This is a genomic window from Lederbergia galactosidilytica (genome assembly GCF_017873565.1).
GTDB classification, from domain to species: domain Bacteria; phylum Bacillota; class Bacilli; order Bacillales; family Bacillaceae_C; genus Lederbergia; species Lederbergia galactosidilytica.
Genome location: NZ_JAGGKH010000025.1, coordinates 30,921 through 52,310 on the forward strand (window position 1 = coordinate 30,921; position 21,390 = coordinate 52,310).

Annotated in this window: 29 protein-coding genes; 16 read left to right on the forward strand and 13 right to left on the reverse strand. The window is 40.0% G+C overall.

What is annotated here, in order from left to right; translation table 11 throughout:
* Window positions 1-24: 24 nt before the first annotated feature.
* The 4 genes from J2Z23_RS19510 to J2Z23_RS19525 form a co-directional block, all read right to left on the reverse strand.
* A complete protein-coding gene (locus J2Z23_RS19510; RefSeq protein ID WP_209974896.1) occupies window positions 25-996 on the reverse strand; it encodes a mannose/fructose/sorbose PTS transporter subunit IIA in 972 nt (323 codons plus the stop codon).
* 327 nt (window positions 997-1,323) lie between these two features.
* On the reverse strand, window positions 1,324-1,695 hold the full coding sequence (locus J2Z23_RS19515) for a DUF956 family protein (protein WP_209974898.1): 372 nt from the start codon (window positions 1,693-1,695) through the stop codon (window positions 1,324-1,326).
* A 432-nt stretch (window positions 1,696-2,127) separates the two neighbouring features.
* A complete protein-coding gene (locus tag J2Z23_RS19520; RefSeq protein ID WP_057987771.1) occupies window positions 2,128-2,358 on the reverse strand; it encodes a hypothetical protein in 231 nt (76 codons plus the stop codon).
* A 1-nt stretch (window position 2,359) separates the two neighbouring features.
* Complete coding sequence (locus tag J2Z23_RS19525) at window positions 2,360-2,575, reverse strand: hypothetical protein (protein WP_209974918.1); 216 nt, start codon at window positions 2,573-2,575, stop codon at window positions 2,360-2,362.
* A 180-nt stretch (window positions 2,576-2,755) separates the two neighbouring features.
* Here J2Z23_RS19525 and J2Z23_RS19530 point away from each other — a divergent pair, with 180 nt between their 5' ends.
* Window positions 2,756-3,262 (forward strand): Hsp20/alpha crystallin family protein, encoded by a 507-nt coding sequence (locus J2Z23_RS19530; RefSeq protein WP_057987769.1) that lies wholly within the window; start codon window positions 2,756-2,758, stop codon window positions 3,260-3,262.
* Here the strand turns inward: J2Z23_RS19530 and J2Z23_RS19535 are convergent.
* Entirely contained in the window at window positions 3,257-3,439 is a 183-nt protein-coding gene (locus J2Z23_RS19535) for a hypothetical protein (protein ID WP_064468210.1), read from the reverse strand. The two genes, J2Z23_RS19530 and J2Z23_RS19535, sit on opposite strands and share 6 nt — an antisense overlap.
* Window positions 3,440-3,551: 112 nt before the next feature.
* Between J2Z23_RS19535 and J2Z23_RS19540 the strand changes: the two genes are divergently transcribed.
* Together J2Z23_RS19540 and J2Z23_RS19545 are read left to right on the forward strand one after the other, a co-directional pair.
* Window positions 3,552-4,019: a hypothetical protein gene (locus J2Z23_RS19540; RefSeq protein WP_209974900.1), complete on the forward strand. Its 468-nt coding sequence runs from the start codon at window positions 3,552-3,554 to the stop codon at window positions 4,017-4,019.
* Window positions 4,016-4,378, forward strand: a complete 363-nt coding sequence (locus tag J2Z23_RS19545; protein WP_209974902.1) for a hypothetical protein — start codon at window positions 4,016-4,018, stop codon at window positions 4,376-4,378. The genes J2Z23_RS19540 and J2Z23_RS19545 overlap by 4 nt, the downstream gene beginning before the upstream one ends.
* A 375-nt stretch (window positions 4,379-4,753) precedes the next feature.
* Here the strand turns inward: J2Z23_RS19545 and J2Z23_RS19550 are convergent, their stop codons facing one another.
* The 3 genes from J2Z23_RS19550 to J2Z23_RS19560 form a co-directional block, all read right to left on the reverse strand.
* Window positions 4,754-5,740 (reverse strand): serine hydrolase domain-containing protein, encoded by a 987-nt coding sequence (locus tag J2Z23_RS19550; protein ID WP_057987765.1) that lies wholly within the window; start codon window positions 5,738-5,740, stop codon window positions 4,754-4,756.
* A gap of 37 nt (window positions 5,741-5,777) precedes the next feature.
* Window positions 5,778-6,890 carry a hypothetical protein gene (locus J2Z23_RS19555; RefSeq protein WP_209974905.1) on the reverse strand — a complete coding sequence of 371 codons (1,113 nt, stop codon included), beginning with the start codon at window positions 6,888-6,890 and terminating at the stop codon, window positions 5,778-5,780.
* Window positions 6,891-7,166: 276 nt separating this feature from the next.
* Window positions 7,167-7,433 (reverse strand): CD3324 family protein, encoded by a 267-nt coding sequence (locus J2Z23_RS19560; RefSeq protein ID WP_057987763.1) that lies wholly within the window; start codon window positions 7,431-7,433, stop codon window positions 7,167-7,169.
* Between the two features lie 690 nt (window positions 7,434-8,123).
* Between J2Z23_RS19560 and J2Z23_RS19565 the strand changes: the two genes are divergently transcribed.
* A complete protein-coding gene (locus J2Z23_RS19565) occupies window positions 8,124-9,080 on the forward strand; it encodes a patatin-like phospholipase family protein (RefSeq protein WP_209974920.1) in 957 nt (318 codons plus the stop codon).
* Between the two features lie 7 nt (window positions 9,081-9,087).
* On the opposite strand, the gene J2Z23_RS19570 is transcribed toward J2Z23_RS19565, so the two are convergent.
* Window positions 9,088-9,285, reverse strand: a complete 198-nt coding sequence (locus tag J2Z23_RS19570; RefSeq protein WP_057994372.1) for a hypothetical protein — start codon at window positions 9,283-9,285, stop codon at window positions 9,088-9,090.
* 140 nt (window positions 9,286-9,425) lie between these two features.
* Between J2Z23_RS19570 and J2Z23_RS19575 the strand changes: the two genes are divergently transcribed.
* The 6 genes from J2Z23_RS19575 to J2Z23_RS19600 all read left to right on the forward strand — a co-directional run bounded on the left by J2Z23_RS19575 (window position 9,426) and on the right by J2Z23_RS19600 (window position 15,962).
* On the forward strand, window positions 9,426-10,673 hold the full coding sequence (locus J2Z23_RS19575) for an MFS transporter (RefSeq protein ID WP_057987760.1): 1,248 nt from the start codon (window positions 9,426-9,428) through the stop codon (window positions 10,671-10,673).
* Between the two features lie 288 nt (window positions 10,674-10,961).
* On the forward strand, window positions 10,962-11,645 hold the full coding sequence (locus J2Z23_RS19580) for a response regulator transcription factor (RefSeq protein WP_128738576.1): 684 nt from the start codon (window positions 10,962-10,964) through the stop codon (window positions 11,643-11,645).
* A gap of 36 nt (window positions 11,646-11,681) precedes the next feature.
* A complete protein-coding gene (locus tag J2Z23_RS19585; RefSeq protein WP_209974907.1) occupies window positions 11,682-12,728 on the forward strand; it encodes a sensor histidine kinase in 1,047 nt (348 codons plus the stop codon).
* A gap of 163 nt (window positions 12,729-12,891) precedes the next feature.
* On the forward strand, window positions 12,892-13,668 hold the full coding sequence (locus J2Z23_RS19590; RefSeq protein WP_057987756.1) for an ABC transporter ATP-binding protein: 777 nt from the start codon (window positions 12,892-12,894) through the stop codon (window positions 13,666-13,668).
* The gene (locus tag J2Z23_RS19595; RefSeq protein WP_238482866.1) at window positions 13,662-15,584 is read left to right on the forward strand and encodes an ABC transporter permease; all 1,923 of its coding nucleotides are present in this window, start codon (window positions 13,662-13,664) and stop codon (window positions 15,582-15,584) included. The genes J2Z23_RS19590 and J2Z23_RS19595 overlap by 7 nt, the downstream gene beginning before the upstream one ends.
* Window positions 15,585-15,821: 237 nt before the next feature.
* Complete coding sequence (locus tag J2Z23_RS19600; protein ID WP_238456154.1) at window positions 15,822-15,962, forward strand: site-specific integrase; 141 nt, start codon at window positions 15,822-15,824, stop codon at window positions 15,960-15,962.
* A 516-nt stretch (window positions 15,963-16,478) separates the two neighbouring features.
* Here the strand turns inward: J2Z23_RS19600 and J2Z23_RS19605 are convergent.
* The 3 genes from J2Z23_RS19605 to J2Z23_RS19615 form a co-directional block, all read right to left on the reverse strand.
* The gene (locus tag J2Z23_RS19605; protein ID WP_057994378.1) at window positions 16,479-16,691 is read right to left on the reverse strand and encodes a hypothetical protein; all 213 of its coding nucleotides are present in this window, start codon (window positions 16,689-16,691) and stop codon (window positions 16,479-16,481) included.
* Between the two features lie 19 nt (window positions 16,692-16,710).
* Window positions 16,711-17,115 carry a hypothetical protein gene (locus J2Z23_RS19610; RefSeq protein WP_057994379.1) on the reverse strand — a complete coding sequence of 135 codons (405 nt, stop codon included), beginning with the start codon at window positions 17,113-17,115 and terminating at the stop codon, window positions 16,711-16,713.
* 343 nt (window positions 17,116-17,458) lie between these two features.
* Entirely contained in the window at window positions 17,459-17,893 is a 435-nt protein-coding gene (locus tag J2Z23_RS19615) for a DUF4357 domain-containing protein (protein WP_057987750.1), read from the reverse strand.
* Between the two features lie 263 nt (window positions 17,894-18,156).
* Between J2Z23_RS19615 and J2Z23_RS19620 the strand changes: the two genes are divergently transcribed.
* The 3 genes from J2Z23_RS19620 to J2Z23_RS22840 all read left to right on the forward strand — a co-directional run bounded on the left by J2Z23_RS19620 (window position 18,157) and on the right by J2Z23_RS22840 (window position 19,285).
* Entirely contained in the window at window positions 18,157-18,321 is a 165-nt protein-coding gene (locus J2Z23_RS19620; protein ID WP_165589650.1) for a hypothetical protein, read from the forward strand.
* A gap of 232 nt (window positions 18,322-18,553) precedes the next feature.
* Window positions 18,554-19,036, forward strand: coding sequence for a site-specific integrase (locus tag J2Z23_RS19625; protein ID WP_420798648.1), 483 nt, complete (start codon window positions 18,554-18,556; stop codon window positions 19,034-19,036).
* Window positions 19,037-19,186: 150 nt separating this feature from the next.
* Window positions 19,187-19,285, forward strand: a complete 99-nt coding sequence (locus tag J2Z23_RS22840) for a putative holin-like toxin (RefSeq protein WP_420798647.1) — start codon at window positions 19,187-19,189, stop codon at window positions 19,283-19,285.
* 202 nt (window positions 19,286-19,487) lie between these two features.
* On the opposite strand, the gene J2Z23_RS19630 is transcribed toward J2Z23_RS22840, so the two are convergent.
* A complete protein-coding gene (locus tag J2Z23_RS19630) occupies window positions 19,488-20,096 on the reverse strand; it encodes a leucine-rich repeat domain-containing protein (RefSeq protein WP_209974911.1) in 609 nt (202 codons plus the stop codon).
* Window positions 20,097-20,214: 118 nt separating this feature from the next.
* On the opposite strand from J2Z23_RS19630, the gene J2Z23_RS19635 reads away from it, so the two are divergent.
* The 3 genes from J2Z23_RS19635 to J2Z23_RS19645 all read left to right on the forward strand — a co-directional run.
* Window positions 20,215-20,403 (forward strand): hypothetical protein, encoded by a 189-nt coding sequence (locus tag J2Z23_RS19635; protein WP_057988695.1) that lies wholly within the window; start codon window positions 20,215-20,217, stop codon window positions 20,401-20,403.
* Entirely contained in the window at window positions 20,400-20,753 is a 354-nt protein-coding gene (tnpB, locus tag J2Z23_RS19640; protein ID WP_057988694.1) for an IS66 family insertion sequence element accessory protein TnpB, read from the forward strand. Before J2Z23_RS19635 ends, tnpB begins: the two co-directional genes overlap by 4 nt.
* Before the next feature lie 64 nt (window positions 20,754-20,817).
* On the forward strand, window positions 20,818-21,390 hold a 573-nt coding region (locus J2Z23_RS19645), incomplete at its 3' end, for an IS66 family transposase zinc-finger binding domain-containing protein (RefSeq protein ID WP_209974913.1).

Below are 21,390 nucleotides of genomic sequence, written 5' to 3' on the forward strand. Positions count from 1 at the left end.
TGATTTTCCCTCCATTTTCCCTGATTATTTTTGTTTATTTAACTCTTCTTGTGCTCTCCTAAGAATTTCCTTCATATTCCCTCTCGAATCATTCGGAACCTTTCTTACATCAAATTTCAAACCAGCTTCATTCAGCTTTGCGAACGTATCAATATCTTCTTGACTAAAGGCCAAAACCTTATTCGGTTGAACTTTGCCAGGTGAATGGGCCATCGAACCAACGTTGATCGTCTCCAATGGTACCCCACCTTCTACTGCTCTAAGCACATCTTGTGGATTCTCGAAAAGGAGCAACGCGCGCTGGCCTCCAAAATGTTGATCGTCTTTTGCCAGTTCGATCATTTTTTTGATCGGTACAACATGGGCCTTCACACCTGGGGGTGCAGCCTGTTGAATCAGTTTTTTTCGAAGTTCATCTTTAGCCACTACATCAGACACAACAATAATCCTTGTGGGATTAGTCGTTTTTGTCCAAGAAGTCGCTACTTGTCCATGAAGTAAACGAGAGTCGATACGTGCTAATACGTATTTAAATTTACCAGGCGCTCCAGCATTGGATGGCTCTACTGTGGGTTGAGCCTTTGTCTCTGCTGGTTCTAATTCTTCCGGTTTTACTTTAACCCCATCTATAGCAGTGCCGATAATATTCGCAGCAATTTCATGAGCTGTGTTCATTGAAAAACGTGATGCATAGGCTTCAATCAGCATCGGCAAATTCATCCCAGAAACAATCGCCCATTTGCCATTATCCTCTTCAAGTAAGCTGTTAGCTTGATTGAAGGGTGTTCCTCCCCATAGATCAACTAAGAATAATATTTCTTCCTGATTGTCAAAAGTGGCAATGGCTTCTTTCATTTTTGCCTTAATATCTTCCGGTCCCTCGCTTGGCATTAATGTTACAGCCTTCACATTTTCTTGCTCACCAAAGATCATTGCTCCAGATTGCATGATTCCATTAGCAAATTCACCGTGACTAGCAATGATAATTCCGACCATTTTTTACCCTCCTATTGATATTTTACAACCAATTCATTATTATCGCAGTTTTTCCGCGTATGTAAAACAATTATAATCCTACAAAAATATTAAGTATTAAGGGAATTAAATGAAAGTACATGTATAGATTATCCTCTAATTCTTCATTTCAATCAATAATCTTTACTCATGCCTATCAAAACAAAATACAAAAAAATAATTATAATATTTTATTTTGCATATGCTGTAAATGGAGAATTGAAAAGTAAGTTTAAAGTTTAAATTTTCATTTATATCGTCTAATAATGGGGATCCAAACAGGTACAATCTGTCTTGCATTTGAAATTTTTATTTTTTAACTATACTCTTTAGGCCACGTTTTATCACAGCAAAGAAACTTAATGATTGCACCATATGATTCGGATCCACATATTCACGAATAGTTCGTAACACTTTTTTCGGATCTTTCGAGGAAAACGAAAATGTTCCACTCCGCTTCGTTTTTATCGCATAGCGCGGGATCCATTTCCCTTTGAACATAACCGAAGCGATCACGTGATCAACTTCTTCCCAAGGAATTTGAATAAACTTACGCGCATCACGATCATTGTAGAATTCAAACCCTTTGTCCCCGATCATGATTTTACCATACTCTGAAATTCCCATATGGGAGGTGGCATCAATAACTAAATCGATTTTTGTATTAATTGATTGAACCATTTGATGCACTCCATTTCTATCTTTTAATCATTATTATAAGTGTTTTTCCCCTTTAAGCAAAAGATATGTGGGAAATAGCCCTTCTTTGAAATAAAACAATATTTGATTTCTCTACCATTATTACTATAGATACCCAATGCATTGAAAAAAGATGACCCCCTGTTCAATACAGAGATCATCTTCTTACACTGCCTCGGCTTCCTTTACATAAAATGAATGATTAAACATTAGCGCCAGATACATCCTAATTTTAGTTATACTTAGCCAGTAGGCGGGCTATCTTTTGTTCTCTAATTGCCAGCATTTTAACCATAAAGCTGCTACCGGTTACGTAGCCGTTCCGAAGCGATCCCCCATTTTAGTAGGAATCTCCATAAATTCAGCATTTCTTAATGGTCTCCAGCTATAAAATCCATGTTTTTCCCTGTCATATTATATAATACTTGTCTTCTGAGAATTCGTATCATTCACATCCATATCATTTACAAGATTAAACGGCACATTCACAATAGAAAAATCACCGTTTTCCTCTCCTAGTCCATAATTTTGTTTGAACGTCAAAAACGTGTCAACACGTGGAGAAGGCGCTAAGTTCATAGATGAATTCCTATCCATGGCATTCACCTTAATTCCTAACACATTTACAACAAACGGTCCAAACATGTTATCCCTCCCTCTTTTGAGGTAAGGCGTTAAAGGAAGCTGGAGAATCCACTTGATCACGATCATCAATAAAGCTTTGTGGGTTTAAAAATTCACTTCCATCACCGAAGTTCTGCCCATACCCTTGGGTTTTCTTATCTGAATTTCTCCAGTCAGCCAAAAGGTTCTGACCTACATTGACGGCAGAAGCGTTTTCGAACGAATTAATTTTTAGCATAAAAATGTTGATATTGATTGATGCTCCTCTCACCTATCGCCCCTCCCTCCTCTAAGTGAATATATGCTAAAACCATTCACTTATGTTATAAAAAGCGGCTGTACATAGAATTGAGGTAATTAATGAACTACGGCGATAATACATATATAACGAAACCCTGTTAAGTGAGGAGGTGGGCTTATGGATATAGAACAACTTCGACAATGGATGGAAATGGCGCAAAAATACCAGAACGGGAACTTCTGGGATACGATTTTTGATCAATATATGGGAGCCAACCATCAAAATACTGGTGCAACCTACCATAATACTGGCCCAACTGAACGAAGTGATCAGGGAGACGAAAGGGAATCTCAAACAGCTAATGTTTCTGCTGAATTCCCTTTAACAGATATTTTCTTAACGGAAACGGAAATTATCGTTATTATTGAATTACCTGGACTAAGGAAAGAAGATATTCGATTATCCCTCTCCGGAAATATTTTGCTCATCAAGGGTATGAGCAAAATACCGGTGATCTCAGGCTCTTCATTTTTAAATGAACGTAAATATGGCGCATTTGAAAGGAACATCGAGTTGCCCGAACCCGCCGATAGTAAAGATATAAGAGCCAAGTTCGATAATGGACTTTTGTTTGTCACATACGAACGTAAATACAGCCAACATGAAGAAATTACGATCCTATAATTGTCTAAATGCTGTTGAATTCGTATCGGAGAGATCCGCATCATCGACAATAGAACTAGGTGCCGTTTTGATAACACCATCGGCATTTTGCTCACCAAATCCTTCATTCCGATGAATGACAGCATGGGTCCCAATTAATTTAGTTTTTCCTAAAGACATCGAAGCTGATCTATCCATTTGTTGAAATGTGGATATTATGCAAGTTAATATTTGCTTTTCCTCTCATCCATAACACTCCTTCCATTCATTTTCCAAGATACTCGTTTCAAAAAAGGTGGGAATTTACACAATGTCTATAAAAGGATTATTCAATCACAATGAAAAAAATGATGAAATGAATAAACTTATAAAAAGAGTCAAAACACTTGAGATGAAAACAAATTCGCTTGATGTATATATGAAACGTTTGGCAAAATTTGAAAATGAGTGGCGAACCGGAACCTTTTCTACAAAACAGAGCACTGTCGACAAGGAAGTCTCGCGAAAAACCGATAAAATGCTAGCACTAAAACGGGAGGAAACTACTGCCTTACAAAAACGCCTTTACTCGCAATTATCTAGATATATTTTACAGCTATTAGGCCCGATCCAACAGGAAATTGACCAGCTTGCGGAAAGAACAGCAGCTCTCGAAGAAAACTTTTCTTTAACCGAAAAACTCCTGCTAGAAAACCAGCAACAGATCATACAATGTAAAGAGGAAATTGATAAGCTGAAAAAAAGGATAAACCAACAACTACTGGTGATAAACATGTGATCATTCGCGAATTGAAAGTGGATAAAATCATGCTAGACAGATACGAACAAAACAATAATATTGCCTCCCTCGGCATCAAGGAGCTTGGTGGCGAATTAAATATTGGTACGACCTATGGCAAAGGCTCCATTCCAGGAGAATTGGTCGATCAGCTAACCGATGATTTACAAAACCTTGTAACGGAAGAAAAACAAGAGAGTCAAAACGCCTTCAATAGTGAATCTTCGGATTCTCCCAATAATTTGCACGAAGAAACAGACAAAGAACACTACACCAGCGAACAAAGTACTCCTTTCAGCAATCAGCAACAAGACGACGAGGATGATACGGATGGTTTTATAGAAGTGCCGATTGAGTAAAAGTTTTTGCCGATTCCGTCTTCCCCTCGATAAAGAACTAGGCTATTTTTGCGCCTGTTTGTGGATAATTTCGGTAAGGTAGCCTTCTAATTTTGATCGCTTTTGTTCCATATCCCTTACTTCAGTACTCTTTATCAATCATAATTCCAATGCTAAAGTGCCATTTCTTTCGTCAATTCTATTTAAATTCATACCACCTATACTTTCACACTCTAAATCTTTAATCGTAAACATTATTCATCCATTCATTTAGACAAGATCAGCAATTTCCTCAGCAAACTTTTTCGAGCCCGCAATGGTAGGTGGTAACTCAATCGTGCATTCTACGGCGTGCAAGCGTATCAAACGGATTAATATAGTCGCCTTCCCAAAATTCTATTTAGCATTTGAGATATTTTCAAAAATCTTCCATACATCGCAGCCAAAATTACTCACCAATGTGATCTGCAAATCTCGTTCTCTATCATATGAACTAAAAAAACTAACACCTGGATCACAGCCTTCAAAATGATAGGAAAATGTCCCATTGTCTTTTTTATCAAGCCAAATTCCATATCCATAGCACTCTTCTTTCACTTGGGGAGTTAACATCTTTTTTAACATTGTCTTCGAAATTAATTGTCCAGCCAACAAACCCGCCCAGAATTTTTCAATATCCATTACAGTTGTAAATGCTCCACCTGCTCCTGTTCCTTTCACATCAACACTGTAAATATTGCTATAAAACTCCTGACGGCTGTGATCATATACATACGCATTTGCACATTGGGCAGGCAATCTGTCTAACTCGTAATATCCTGTATCCAGCATATTACACGGAATAAAAACATTTTCACGAAGATAGACATCAAATGGTAAACCAGTAATGGACTCAATAATAAGACCAAGAACAACAAATCCGCTGTTATTGTATTGAAATTTTTCTCCTGCAGGATATATCATCGGCTTATGAATAAATAATGGAATGATATCTGATGATGTGCGAATTTTATAATTGGGATAATCTATCCACAGTTCATCATAATTCTTCATAATGGACTCATCAAAATAATCAGGTATCCCTGATGTATGATTAAGAAATTGTCCAACGGTGATGTGAGGATCAATATTCTTCAAGTCAAAATTCAAGATGTCTCCTATATAACGATCAAAAGATAAGCGGCTTTGTTCAATAAGTTGTAAAATTGCTACAGCGACAAAGACTTTTCCTGCTGAAGCTGTTGCAAACTTTGTATCCACTTGATTTGCTACTTTATTGGGCAAGTCTGCATAGCCAAACGCTTTTCGGTATACATTTGCGCCATTTTCACTAATCGATATGACCCCACTAAAATCCTCGTCTATGAATTCTTCTATCCTCATCCCTTCTCCCTCCTTAAAGATGCTTATTTCACAATAATTAAACCCTATTATAAAATGTTTCGAATTCCTCAACAGAATTGAATATATTTAAGGGCACTTCTTCCGATTCTAAATGACTTTCTAACATTTCTATTAGTTGGAGAACGGCAGTTTTTAATGATTGGAGATCAGTTGGGTCAAGAAGAGAAATGAGATCCGGATACCCAAACTGTTGATAAATTTCCCGGTATTTCCCTAAATCAAAAGTTGCAGGCCAATGCCCTTTTTCAGCAACATACAATATTTTCGCCAAATTATCTTGGACGGCAATAGCAACGAAATACGCAGTTTCATAATGGCCATTCTCGCAAGCAGTCAAAAGTTTGTTAAGCATCCCCCTTTCCTCTTCGTAATATCCCTTCATACAATTTTTGTAGGATCGCATGTCTTTCTGATTATTTTTCCTTTCTAAAATCAAATGAAGAGTTTCTATGATAAGCTGCTCACAAGCGGACATAATTTCATTCGTAGAATGGCTAAACATAATTGTATCTAGATGCTTATCCAATTTATCTGGCTTTAGTGGAAGATTGCTAACCTGCTCACGATAATACCCCCAACTACGTGTATAAAAAATTTGATTCAAAAACCCAAGACTTTTAAAGATATTTCCCGCAACTTCCTGAGCTAGCACTCGACAATAAGGCAAATCCAAAGAATCACCAGCAAGTCGAAATTTATCTAGATTAAGGAAACATTCGCATAAAACAAGCTCAGCTTTATTAATCAGTTTGATAGCATTGGGCGATTCCTTCATGGCATGGATATTTTCACGGAGCTTCAGGAATCTAGCGCGATCCTCCTCAGAGCGAATATACAATAGCTCACAGTCCGCAATAATGGTTGTATTCCATTCATCAAATGCCGCCATTCTTTCAGCGCGTTCCCAACCAATAGGATAAAAATCAAAACTTATTCCATCTATTATAAATTGAACTTCCATTTTTCTTCCTCTTGGTGTAGCTGGTATAAAAAAGAAGTCCAAATCTGATCGCTCTGTTGCTCTTCCCTGCAAATAAGAGCCGTAATATCCAACAATAGCGATATCTTGTGGACAATGATGCTTTATATGCTTAACAATCACATCGGCTACGGCAAATACATTTACCATAAAATTATCCCTCCTTCCCTTCCAAAATTTAAGCGTTCACTTTTTAAACTTTGTATGATCACTGTGCGAAGGGCTTCGCAACCGTCTTCATCCCTAAATGCACGAAAGTTGAATCCCATTAGATATCACCTCTTTATCTAATCGGTTTAAATTTTTCCTTTTCTTGTTTCCACATAATGGTAAGTTATTCGAGTTCCTGATGATATATAGAATTTATTTTATAAATGTTTTTTGCACAAAAAAGCCCGTGAGTTAAATACCTCACAGACCTTTCAACTATTTCTTTGAGTAGACAATTTTTTTAATGCTATCGTAGGAAAGAAAATATTGTTCCATAAGTTCATGAATCGTTACTCCATTACAGAACTTTTGGCGGATTTCTTCATTTCGTAGCTTCAAAATTTCTTTATACCCGGATTCTTCTCCCCAGCCCTTACGGACGCCTTCTTGCCTTGGGATATATACTAGTTCTCCTTGAACATATTTTTGAATTTCCTCAAGAAGATCCTTTGGAAAAATCGAATACGCTTTAATATATTTCATATTCTCGCTCCGCTCCTTAAAATAATTATGAATTTTAAGGTAGCAAAGCCTATACTATCAACAATATCGACCATTCAATCCAGAGTGAAGTCCAACGGTTATAACTAGCTAGCTCCATACAAACAACCGCTGTTGTTCATAATATAGACTTTGCATGGAGCTCAAAGTACACAAAACCAAAAAGTGAATATCTTTTATTCATTTTAAACCTCCTCGTAAATATTTTTGAGGCGGAACCAATCTTCACTACATATGTTATCACACTCTTCTGTTAATTGTTCAAGGTACTTTCCTTGATTGCTACTTCTCTTTATCCATTAATCTTTTTAAAAATACAAATTCGCATTAATAGATGGTTGGCCATGCCTCAAAGCTGTATTCAATGAATACTAATAAACCTTTCAGGTGAATATTCCTGACGTGAAGTTATAAGAAAACAATTAGAAGAAGTTCTAAAATAACTTTTGGAACCCCGAAATGGTTTAATAATATTGATGGTCATGTAACAAAAGAAAGGAGGTCTCATAGGTTCAGTAAACTAGTGAGATGCCTTCTTTAAAAAGCATAATGCTCTAATCTGCTCCTGCTCTGCTGGATTTTGCATAAAAGAAGTATTCATACTCATGTATGAGACAAAATAAACATATACTGAATGATACTTGTGACCAGATTAGAAAGGAGAAAGCAGCTTTGACTAAATATCGGATCATGTCCTTTGATGGAGGCGGTGTCCTAGGCGCTTTAAGTTTACAACTTTTGAACAGACTGGCTCGCCGAAACTCTAATTTAATTAGTCGAACCAATGTTTTTTCAGGAAATTCAATCGGTTCATTCACTGCCCTTGCATTAGCAAGCGGAAGATCGCCGAAGGAGACATTCCAGTATTTTAAGGATGAAATTCTGCCAGCATTTAGCTTTTCCCGACCCGGTGGACCTGTTTTTAACCAGCAATTACCATATTCTGGTTTCATTGAAGCAGTACAAACATTTTTTCCACCTGATCTTCTCCTCAAAGACTTAAAAAAGCGAATTGTTGTCCCTGCATTTCATTTATTCTCACCGGAGCTAAACCGTTGGACTCCTGTGTTATTTCACAACTTCCGTAGCTCTCCCTATTTATATGAGAAAGCAAGTGATGTAATATTACGGAGCAGTGGTGCTCCCGCGACGCAAAGAGCCTATCAAAACTACGTAGATGGGTATACAGTAACAACTAATCCAAGTACAGCCAGTATCGCGTTTGCTGTAGGGAAAGCCAAACAGCCGTTGGATCAAATTGCGGTATTATCCATTGGAACAGGTCAAGAGCCTACTCGTTTAAGAAGGGATACGAAGGGGTGGGGAATGATAAGTGCAGATAACATACGCCCCAAAAATATGAAAAACCTTCCCCCCAATTGGGGAGTTCTTTTTGACCGGTCTCCCAATGAACCTTTACTGCCATTTCTTCAGATTGTCGCTAGTGGATCCGGTTACTATGAATCCGAGGTCAGTTCTCAACTTCTTGGCGATCGTTTTTTTCGGCTAAATCCACGGATCCCTAACTTCTCCAAAACAGCCCCATCTGTGGTTCCCGCTCTCATTTCAATTGCTAACGAAACCAATTTACAACCTGCTGTTCAATTTATAGAGAAAAACTGGAATTAATATAACTTTATAAATTTGCTATCTTTTTCAAGCAAGATTTTTTATAAAAGACGGCCAAACTGGCTGTGTTTAAATATTCACTCCGTTCTTCTTCATACAGCTGGGGAAGGGTTTGAAATGATCGCACCCTTTCCTCTTGTTCACACCGTTTTACGATTTCACTGCATATGTCCGTTCCAGCTAATCCAATCTCATCCATTTCCATTTAATAAAGAGAAGTATATTTCCAAACCAGATTGTATTACCTCCATGAATAAGTAAATCCTTCTTCATAGTAAAAAGATGTTCCTATTATTACAGTTATCCCATATAGATAAGAGTAAATAACTACAGGGGTAGAAATCATTGGATAAACAAAATAGTAGGTTTAGATGGGTTGTATTTGCTGCTGTCACATGTACCTATTTATTCATGTCGAGTCAGCGAACGGCTCCGGGTTTGATTACAGATCAATTGATGAGCGATTTTGCTGTCACAGCATCGGCGATTGGACTACTGGCAAGCATACAGTTTTTTGTATATACCGGTTTGCAAATTCCAATGGGTATTTTAGCTGATCGTTTTGGACCTAATTTTTTTCTAATCATAGGGGCGATCCTGTCAGGGGCTGGCACAATTATTTATAGCCTTGGTGGGCATGAATTCCCCCTGTTTTTCGCGAGAATATTGACAGGAATAGGAGATGCAACGATCTGGGTCAATCTGGTGTTAATTTTGAGCCAATGGTTTAGTGCAAAGGAATTTGTAAAATTAATTGGTTTGGCCGGAATGACAGGGAGCCTCGGTTTCGTTTTGGCGACAGTGCCTTTTTCTTTATGGATTGAATTAATTGGCTGGAGAGCAGCCTTTTTTACAGCGGGACTGTTAATATGCTTATGTGGATTGATGCTTTATATTGTTCTTGTGAAAAAGCCAAAGCAATCGTTATGGATAAAAAATGAAGCACAGCGTGAAAAAACATTCGTTTTACTAAAAAGAATCTGCTCGAATTGGCAAACATGGGCTTTATTCTTTTGCCATTTTGGGATGGTCGGTGCGTATGTTGGATTTATCGGTTCATGGGCAGTGCCTTATGGGATGCATGTGTTTGAAATGACACGGTCAGATGCAAGTCAACTTATAATGATTGGCCTAATCGGAGCACTTATTGGTGCACCGCTATCTAGCTGGATTTCCAATCGATTAGAATTGGTGAAACGTCCCTATGTTTGGGTCCATACAACAATGCTATTGAGCTGGTCCGCCTTTCTGTTTCTTGCTGAGAAGCCGCCGGTTTTCTTGGTTATGTTACTTTTCTTTACTATTGGTCTCTGTTATGGAGCCTGTATGCTAACATTTGCCTTCATCCGGCAATCATATCCTATATCAGAATCCGGCCTTGTTTCCGGGTTTGCCAATACGGGCGGATTCCTAAGTGCTGTATTGCTTCCAACCATTTTTGGGAATGTATTAGATTATTTTCAAGCTGCTGGAAATATAAATGCCGGCTACCGCTACGGTTTCATCATTCCAGTCCTCTTTTCCATCATCGGTTTGATCGGAGTGCTTTGTATTAAGGAACATAAGAGTATGTGCCAGACACTTCCCGATTAATCTACTTCACTTACTGTTAAGGCATACAAAAAAGGATTTATCAAAAAAGAAGCTTCCCCTAAGTCTGCAGACTTAGAGGAAGCTTCTTTTCTTTGAGTGGGCGTTATTACATCATGCCGTGCCTAAGATGAAAGTAAATATTCCCATAGTAGCCCTTCAATTCTCGAATCATTTCCATCCCCTACCATAGGTGAAACATTAATTTGTGTTATATTAATGAGGAGTAATTCTTTGTTACCTCAACTTTTTTTACAACAGTCAAATTTGCGACACTAGGAGGCTAGCTCGATGAAGATAAACATATTTGTTGTTGAAGATGATGATGCTTTGTTTGCTGCGTTGAAGAAAGGCCTAGAGGCTTGGTCGTTCCAGGTCACGAGACCAGATGATTTTGAAAGTGTGATGCGTTCATTTCTTGAACAACAGCCTCAGCTCATTATTATGGATGTCACACTCCCGAAATTTGACGGCTTTCATTGGTGTCGCGAGATTCGCGCTGTTTCCAAGGTACCCATTGTTTTCCTTTCCTCCCGCGATCACCCAATGGATATGGTTATGGCGCTGAGCATGGGGGCGGACGACTTCATCCAGAAGCCGTTTCATACAGACGTGCTTTATGCCAAAATTCAAGCCGTGCTCCGAAGGACATATGCTTATGGCGAAGAGCAATCGAATATTCTTCAATGGAACGGCGCCTTGATTGATTTAAATCGAGGTATAATTCGAAACGCTGGGAAAGAAGTGGATTTAACAAAAAATGAATTTTTTATACTAATCACGCTTGTGAGGTCGAACAATGTTATTATCTCGCGCCATGACTTGATACGAAAGCTATGGGAGGACGAGCAGTTCGTGAACGACAATACCCTCACGGCGAATATAACCCGTTTGCGGCAGAAGCTGGAGACGATCAATCTGGCAGACGCTATTGTGACAAAAAAAGGGCTAGGTTATATGGCCATCACTTTATAGAGATTATGAACATGTACTGATAGGAGGAACCGTGCCATGTTTATCCGTTACGTTGATGCAAGGAAAAGCTGGATTTTACTGTTTGCCGGCTTGCTCGGCTTAGCCAATGCTCTGATCCTGCTTGATCAAGGCATCCAGGTCACATCTACTTCTCTCCTTTATTTTAACGCCTCATTTATTCTGTCCTTTATCCTATTTTTTATATGGCGCTTCAAAAGAGAGACAAAATATGCCGCCGCGTTGGCTGCTCTGCAGGAAGACATGGCCTTAGACTGGATCGAGTCACTTCCTGAGCCTGGGGACGGCCTAGATCAGATGACAAACGACATCTTACGGGAGGCCTCCCTTCAGTTCAAACGAAAGCTTTCTGACTATAAAGAAACTCAACTTATCGAGAATGAATTCACGGCCGCATGGATCCATGAGGTGAAGACTCCTCTCACCGCTATGAAGCTAATCCTGGACGCTCGGTCAAGTGATCCGGAAATACGTAAAATTGAGGCGGAATGGTTGCGGGTGTATTTGTTAGTCGACCGTCAGCTGTATATGACACGTCTGCCCGCGATCGAATCAGACTATGTTCTTGAATTGGCCTCCATACAGCGCCTTGCCGCGGAAGAAGTACGGGAGCTGGCGCCATGGTGTATGGAAAAAAATCTGGCGGTCAGTATCGAAGGAACGGATGTAAAGGCCATTACAGACCAAAAATGGTGCCGCTTCATCCTTCGGCAACTGTTGACGAATGCCGTGAAATATAATCCTGCGAATACGGCACTTATGATCGTGACAGATGTAACAGAGAAAGGCCAAGTCTTTTTGGATGTCATCGATGAAGGACCAGGAATACAGCCGCACGAATTGCCGCGTATCTTTGACAAAGGCTTCACAGGCGAAAACGGCAGGATTCAAAACGCAGCGACTGGACTTGGGCTCTATCTTGCAAAAACCGTTGCAGATAAATTAGGAATTACCCTCCAAGCGCAACCCAGTCAAACGAAAGGTACGGTGATGCGAATGATCTTTGTCGATCCCAACGCATTCGAAGCTGTCCGAAGAGGGCGGGTAAGTAATATCCAGCTATGAAGCAGTCAGGATTGCTCCTGACTGCTTTTTGGCGTGGAATAGTGAATCTGACAATATTGTCACGTTGTTTTGCCAGATTGTCATCTTAAACGTACGACAAGCGGAAAATCCAATCGTATAATAAAGCTATCCGCAAGCAACAATTATGATTGGGAGGTACGTTATGGATCAGTTGAATGTAGGAGAAACTGTTTTACAAGCACGAAGCATCCACAAAACATATGGTAATAAAGGAAATGCACAGCATGTTTTAAAAGGAATAGATTTACGGGTCACCCGCAGTGAATTTGTCGGCATTATGGGCCCTTCCGGCTCAGGCAAGACGACATTGCTTAACGTCTTAGCCACGATTGATCATCAAACAGATGGAACAGTTTTAATCGATGGCGCAGATACCTCCAAGCTGAGTAATACCGCGCTTTCCGCCTTTCGGCGCAACAAGCTGGGATTCATCTTCCAGGATTACAATCTACTGGACACGTTGACAGTGAAGGAAAATATACTGCTGCCCATCTCCCTTAGCAAAATGAGGAAGCGGAAAGCGGAAAGCGAGTTCACAGCCATCGCCGATGTGCTTGACATTAAAGCACTGTCGCACAAATATCCGCATGAAATATCAGGAGGCCAGAAACAACGGACAGCTGCTGGGCGCGCTCTGATCCACCAGCCTTCGATCGTGTTTGCGGACGAACCGACCGGTGCACTGGATTCCAAATCCGCTTCCTCGTTACTGGACGTGATGGAGAAGGTGAATCAGCAGCGAGGCGTCACCATTGTCATGGTGACCCATGATCCGGTAGCCTCCAGCTATTGCAACCGTGTTGTGTTTTTAAAAGACGGGAAGATTTATTCCGAGCTCTACCGCGGCGATAAAACAAGACATGCCTTCTTTAATGAAATTATGGACGTGCAAGCTGTACTGGGGGGACAACCATGTTGACGGTTTTTGAATTAGTGCTTCGCAGTATGCGGCAAAATGTGAAGCATTATTATTTGTACTTCTTTGCGCTGATCTTTAGTATGAGCCTGTATTTTGTCTTCGCCTCACTTCAGCACGATCAGGCTGTTCAGAATATGACACATACGAGCTTTGCCTTCTTTCAAATTGCAGGAGTCATGCTGATTGTAATCGTTGCGATCTTTACCGTCTCGGCCAACGGCATTTTCCTGCGTCGGCGCAGTCGAGAAATCGGACTATATCGGCTGATTGGTCTTTCCAAAGGCTGGGTAGTCCGATATCTAATGATCGAGAATATACTGCTTGGCTTTGGTGCACTACTTGCTGCGATCATTTGCGGCGCGTTGGTTTCAAGGCTGTTCGTCTTGATTTTGCTGAATCTGCTCGGCTTAGAAGGGATTGTCGGCATCAGCTTCTCCGTACCAGCGGCTTTTAAAACGGCGATGGTCTATCTTCTCATCATCGTCATCACTTCCATTCAGATAATGCTGACAGTTTATCGCAACACCCTTCTGAATCTGTTTCAAGCTGACAAGCGGCCTGATCTCACTAAGCCGCCTAAAGCGGTGACATCTGCTATTTTCGCCCTGCTCGGTCTGGCGCTGATTGGATACGGCTATAAATTATCGGGTCATGTCGATAAAGAGTTATTCCCCAACGCACTATTGATGCTCGGATCTATCGTTACAGGGACTTACTTATTGTTTCACGTTACGATTAGATGGTGCCTTTATCGGTTTCGCAAACGTAAAGATGGACACCTAGGCTTAACAAACAGCCTGTCGATGGCTCCGCTGATGCACCATACGAAAGCAAATGCCAACTCACTTGCCTTGATTACGGTGTTGTCAGCCTTGACCATCACGCTGATTTCCATGGCTTACTCCTTCTACTACTCCGTAGAGCATGAGACCCGTCGCGATCTCCCTTATGATTTTATGTTTGAAAACGATCAGCAGGAGGCGCTGTCGTTCAAAATGGAGCTGGAGAAAGAAGGCATCAATGTTCATCACCACGTCGTTCAAGCGGTTCTGACGGTGGGTATCATCCTTGATCCGAATGACGAATCCTACAAGGTTGAAGAAAGTTTGTTATGGCTTCCAGCCGAACAGCTTAAACAAACAGGCGCAGACCTCAACGTGCCGCCAGATGGTGAAGCCATTTTGTACGACGCTGGGGCCTCACTTGCCGGGGACTTAGATGAGCAGTCGAAGCGATATCCAACCGAAATAGCATTGGAGCAGCATGAACAGACCGTTATGTATACATTGAGGACATTGAGGGAAAGGAATATCATGAATTTAAATGCTCCCGGCAGTCAGCTGCTAGTGTCAGAAGCGACGATGGACAATATCGCAGAACAAATGGCCGATACGCCTGATTATAAAAAAATTCACTTTGATACGTATCAAGTTTCGGACAAGGAAGAGCTCGCCATCGCTTCCTCAATATACGAAAAATACGACAATGACGAAAGATTAAAGTATGATTACTATGCGCAATACAAAAAAGTGTTGGAACTGACAGGCTTGCTCATTTTCATCGCAGCTTTCCTTGGACTTGTCTTTTTAATCTCAACCGGCAGCATCTTGTACTTCAAGCAAATGACCGAAGCCGAGCAGGAAAAACAAAGCTTTAAGACGTTGCGTCAGCTCGGATTTGACGTGGATATGATCATGAAAGGCATTATACGAAAGCAGACCATCGTGTTCCTTCTCCCTCTGTCGATCGGTATGCTGCATTCGATCTTTGCTATCAAGGCGGCTTCATTTATGATCCGGTCAGACACCACGTTTCCGGCATCCATCGTCATGGTGATTTACACGGTTATCTATTTTGTATTCGCTCTGTTTACCATAGGCTACTACCGCAACATTGTAAAAAACGCTATGACATAACCATCACTTAAAGGGGAAGCTATATAGGGTACCGCCAACATTCCGCGGTTATCTGATGCTACCCCTAGTAGAATTGGAGATGGAAGAAGATCTAAACGCACTATTGAAATTGACGAAATGCTTGTAATAATGGAACATACCCAGGTTACCCTGTATATGTAAAGATCCTTCAACATAGAATGGCGATTAATAATAGCTAATCTAAATAATACTTTAATATCTTTAATCCCTCACTCACTGAGACATACTCATACATCTTTATTAGCCGAAGCTGGCGTTAGTTTGGAAAGGATTTTGGAAAGGTTAGGTCACTCAGATGATGATGTAACGAAAATGAGATGCAGAAAAGTTCGGAAATCTTATGCGAGGAGTGCTTGATTTTGAATAAATAAAGCTTTTGAAAGAATTCCGTAGGAATATGATTTAAACGTTAGCCCAACTGTGAGAAACTTATAGATTCGAGACCAGTAGCATTCTGCAATTCCTCGAAGAAAATACAGTCACTGCGCTAAATTAAAGTTTAAATTCTGGGCGGCGACTCTTGGGGGATTAGCGTGACAGGTAGTGCTCCACAGTGATCTCCCCGTACCGCCCGCGGAAAGCGAAGGAATGGTGCCATGTTTTTGAGCCACTTATGATACAATCTTTAGGCACCGTTAAACGATTTTATTGTGATTTTAAACATCTTTATAGTTACGCAGCAATAATTCCATTTTTTATAAAAAATTTTAACAATCTCATTAAAAAGAGCATGTTCTAGTGGACTCTTAGTTCGAAACATGCCCTTTTTATTTACTTTTATCTCTAGGTTATAATCTAATTTAACACTATATTTTAATGCAGACTTAGTTGACTGTAATTACTTAATTGTTAAAGTTCCACTACATATTTTTGTCATTTTTCTTTTTTTATTTCTGCATATACTAAGTATATTAAACCAATGACAAATACTACTATTTCAGGAATTTTAGAATAAGAATGAGTAACTTCTAAAGCGTAGTTAAACATTCCTTCACCCAAAATACCTTCTTTTCTTCCCATAACAGCAGCGATTATTAAATGTGAAACATTCCTAAAAATAAACAATGTAGCTGAAACGATCAACAAAGAATTTCATTTTGCTGTGTTAATACCTAATATCTATCGCCTGCTTAATTACCTTTGTGTTTTCGTCATCTAGATGGCGCATGACATCACTAATCGAAATATCATCTAAACGGCTATTAAAGCATTGCAAAGCAAATCGTATCATTATTTTTTCACTTACGGAATATGGGTCTATTGTCTCAAGCAATCTTTCAAGATCAATTCCATCTTCATCTACAGTGTCCCATATTTGGCTTACTTTATATGTGGCACCAACAATATAGGCAAATGTGCCGTAATACACATCTTTCGTTATGTCAGTAGATTGACCCAATCTTTTCAACAGTCTTGCAGTTTCTTCCCTATGAAAGTCACTTTTATAAAAAGTCGTAATATTAAACATGTCCCATTTTTTTGTAAACAACATTCTAACTCTGTGAATCAATTTATGCTCGGACTATGTAATCATTTTTCCACATTCCTACCGTTCCATCTCTTTTTAGAATAGTTTGGCATCTTTTTTTCTGCTTCCTGAAATACTCACAAATAAAATTACAACGATCTGAACAACATCCTTTTATCTCCACACTAACCACAACAAAAAAAGATTATTTCTCCCTTATTCACTTCACGCTCTATGGTGTTTAGAAACTTGTTTATCCTTTCTTTCAACGCATCGTCTAATGACATTGATTATAATTTACAATTAAGTTTTTTATTCATTGCTCGGTTGACAATGTACCGAATATATTTTTTAGTGTCATAGTTCTAAAAAAATGACAGATTCATCAATCCGTCATTTTTTTAAAAGATCTCGTTCCGTTTAACACCACTCCACGAATTACACTGGCAGCTGTGGAAAAAGATAAGAATGTGTAATCTTTATCAAACACATACTTCTCATCGTTTATCTTTTTCACTACGCCATCTTCTATTAACTCACGTCGGAAATCTCTGTATCCAGGCGTTAGTGATGGCGTTTCTTCGGATGCGAAATCCGACCCCTCTTTAATATGAATCGTTCGACCATCTTCACTGAATCCTTCCGCTTTAAACTCCTTCGTTCGCCCCCATGCAGTTCTATAATGAACGGGAGCATTCCCACGCTTGGCCGCCTCTGCTTCCTTTTGTTCAATATAAACAGTTAAGACCTCATCAACAAATTCGTCCGTGGTGTTTGCTGATGATAAGGCTAAAGCTTTTTGCAACGTTTCTAATTTCATTGCTCCATCGCCTTCTTCTTATAAGATTTTAATAGATTTATTTTAATTATTTCTTATAAGATGATTATAGAATCTTATAAGAATAAAATCAACCATTTATTTATCCACTTTTTATAACATAAAACTTTACGCACCGGGTTTTTGTATTAATCACCCTTCTAGGACAAAACAACTATCCAAACACATATTCACTTTTCTTGGGATAAGGGTTGTAGTAAACTATCAGGTTGGATGCGTAAAATTTTATACGGAGGCGTTATAAAATGGAGAATATATTCTATCTGAACCGCTATCTCGAGGCATTAAAAAAAGCAGGGAAAAAGCAGGGAACGCTAAAGCAATACACCTCTGACCTTAAACCATTTATTTCATGGCTGGACGTAAAAGATCTTTCGCTGCACATATTACCTCTTACATTGAACACCTAAAGAAAAAGAAACTTAGTGATACTACCATCAAGCGCCACCTGTCTGTTATTCATCGATTACTTGTGCATTACGACAACCATGCCACATCGTCAGAACATGTTAAAACATACCGCGCTTCGCCTTTAAAACAAACTGATTTCATATCGAATAAAGAAATGCATCGATTACTGAAATCCATGAAACGACCCATCGATTCTGCAGCACGGGATATTCTATCGATAGAAATATAGCTATTGTCTATTTGATTCGATACAAAGGACTTCGCCCGAAAGAAATATCGTCTATCAACATGAGCATGATTAACCTCGCGCAGTCCACCATTGAATTTAAACAGGACGGTCATCGAAACATCTATAAATTATCGGACGAACCCTTACAGCACGTTCTTACGTATTTAAAAACCATTGACCCGCTTAAAAGACCTCGATACCTATCAAATGATCCATTATTTATTTCCTTTAATAATCGTAGCAATGACTACCAATACGATTATGCGAATGAACAACCGAAAAGATTATCAACTAGAGGTATACAAGAAATGATGAAAGATGAGGTAAGACTAGCGGGCCTTCGAAAGCTTTCGGCAAAGCATTTACGCAACAGCTGCATCCTAGATCACGTACTAAGTGACCGGAATGATAAAGAAATTCAACGATATTTTCATCTATCACACCCTCACTCTTTGCATCGTTACAAAGTATATAAAGAATCGTGAAAACCCTTGATATTACAAGGCTTTCTTTATGAGAACAGAAGAAATCTAGGCATATTTATGTTATACTGGTAAGTAGATACTCATTCGATTTATTATCTACTCTTGATAAAGAATAGGGTGGTTGGAGTTATCCCCGAAAGGGGTGATGCCATGACAATTTTCCAGGCGCTAACGCTTATGATTTCGTTCTCCACGATGATCATCGCGCTAATCGCTGTCGTTGTCGCTATTTTTAACACAAAAAAATAGCCCCCCTGTTCGCTAAAATGGGTAAGGGCTATTTTTTCTTTTACAGATTAGATAACGCCAATCCCCTATCGGAAGAATGGGTATCTATTTGACCACAGTTCCCGCTGTGGTCATTTTTTTATTATATGGTGTTCTATTTACATCATACCACATTTTCAAAAAAAATACACGGCTGCAAATCCATGTGTGAAACTGATTTATTTTATTGACGGCTCGCATGCAAGGCCCGAAAGGTATCAACGTATTTCGCGTGATGGTCGAGAAGTGAGCGTAGGTCGCTGGCCCCCACACCTGACACTGTAACTTGTCCCATGTCATCTATGCCAAGGTTAAACGCAGGCCTATGAATGAAAGTCGGTAACCCTTCAAAAACAAGTTCTTTGATGGGATTATGACCAAAGGCATCCGGGTGGATCTCCTGTACGTTCTCCGGCAAGACAATCTTAGACAACCTGTTGTGATAGAACCCAGCATATGGAATAGAGAAAAGATCCTTTCCTAATCGCAGGAACTCCAGTTTGTTATGCATAAACGCACCATCTTCGATCAAGACAACACTCTTCGGGATACGCACTTCTTTCAGCTCATTAAAAGCGAAAGCGTAAAACCCAATAACTGATAACGTCGGCGGGAGAATGACCGATGTCAATCCTTTATTCCAGAACGCATCCGGCCCGATGGACACCACTTCCATCCCATCAATATGAGATGGAATCACTACGTTTTTTTCCTCTCCGTCATAGTCAATGATTTCTCTCCGATATTCATCGAAACGAAAATGGCTCACATCCGTAGTTACAAAATTTATCATCACACGCTCACACCCTTCCTCTATTATTTTTATTGTAAGCCCCCAATTAAACAACGCATATATTTACGCAGCACCTCCTAGTATGATCAATGTATCAACTGAAGGAGGTGCTTTCTTAATGCCGAAAAAACCATTAACTATTGTCCCCGTCACATTGCATCCCGAGTCAGACGCCAGCCTTCCAATTGTTTCTGCCCATACCTCCGGCCTTTGTACCGTCAAACTGGCCAATGCCGAAATCACCTTCCATAACGGCGTTGAGGAGCGCATCATCCAAACGATCATGAGGGAGCTGATCAAGCGATGAGACAGGATTATACCTCTGTTCAAAATATCTATATCATTTGCGGGAAAACCGATATGCGAAAAGGAATTGATGGTCTGGCTGCACTGATCCAGGATTCTTTCGAGTTGGATCCATACAGCGACTCCATCTTTCTGTTTGCGGGCTGGAAAAAGGATCGGTATAAATGTCTGTATTTTGACGGAGACGGCTTCGCCATGTTGTATAAACGCCTGGATAGCGGGAAGCTGCAATGGCCAAGAGACGAACAGGAAGTAAAGAACTTAACTCAGCAGGAGCTTCGATGGTTGCTCGAAGGTTTGTCCATCCAACAGCCAAAAGCGATTCAGCCTTCGCCACAAGGCACATTTTAAAATCTATCTTTCATCCGAACTCCTGACCCGTTATAATAGAAGGAACAAAACCGGACGGAAAGTGGTGAATGTCGTGGCAAGCGATCAGCAATCTGAAAAAATCATCCGATTATTGGAAGAACAATTAGCTGTTGCGAATCAACAGAATCAAGAACTTACCAAGCAAATTGAATCACTCACCCATCAAATTCAGTACTTGACCAAACTCCTCTACGGATCCAAAACGGAGAAATCCAAATACAATACGCCCGATGGGCAAGGATCCCTATTTGATGAGGATGATTCCCCTTTTCCTGAACCTGAGCACACAGAAGAACAAAGCCAACAGACTGTTTCGTACACTGTTGCTAGAAAGAAATCCAGGAAAAAGAGGAATGACTCCTTGTGTGACCTTGTGGAGGTGGAGTGTGTTCATCACCACCCCGACGACACGACCTGTGCGTGCTGTCGGCACGCCATGACGGATATCGGCAGCACCATTGTCCGTGAGGAGGCAAAGTTCATCCCTGCCAAAATGGTAAAAGTGCAGCACATTGAACATGCTTATGAATGCAAGGCGTGTAAACGGGATGCCTCCATGCCGGCACAATTGAAGCGTGGGCATGCCCCACAGCCTGCCATCCAGCGCAGTCTCGCC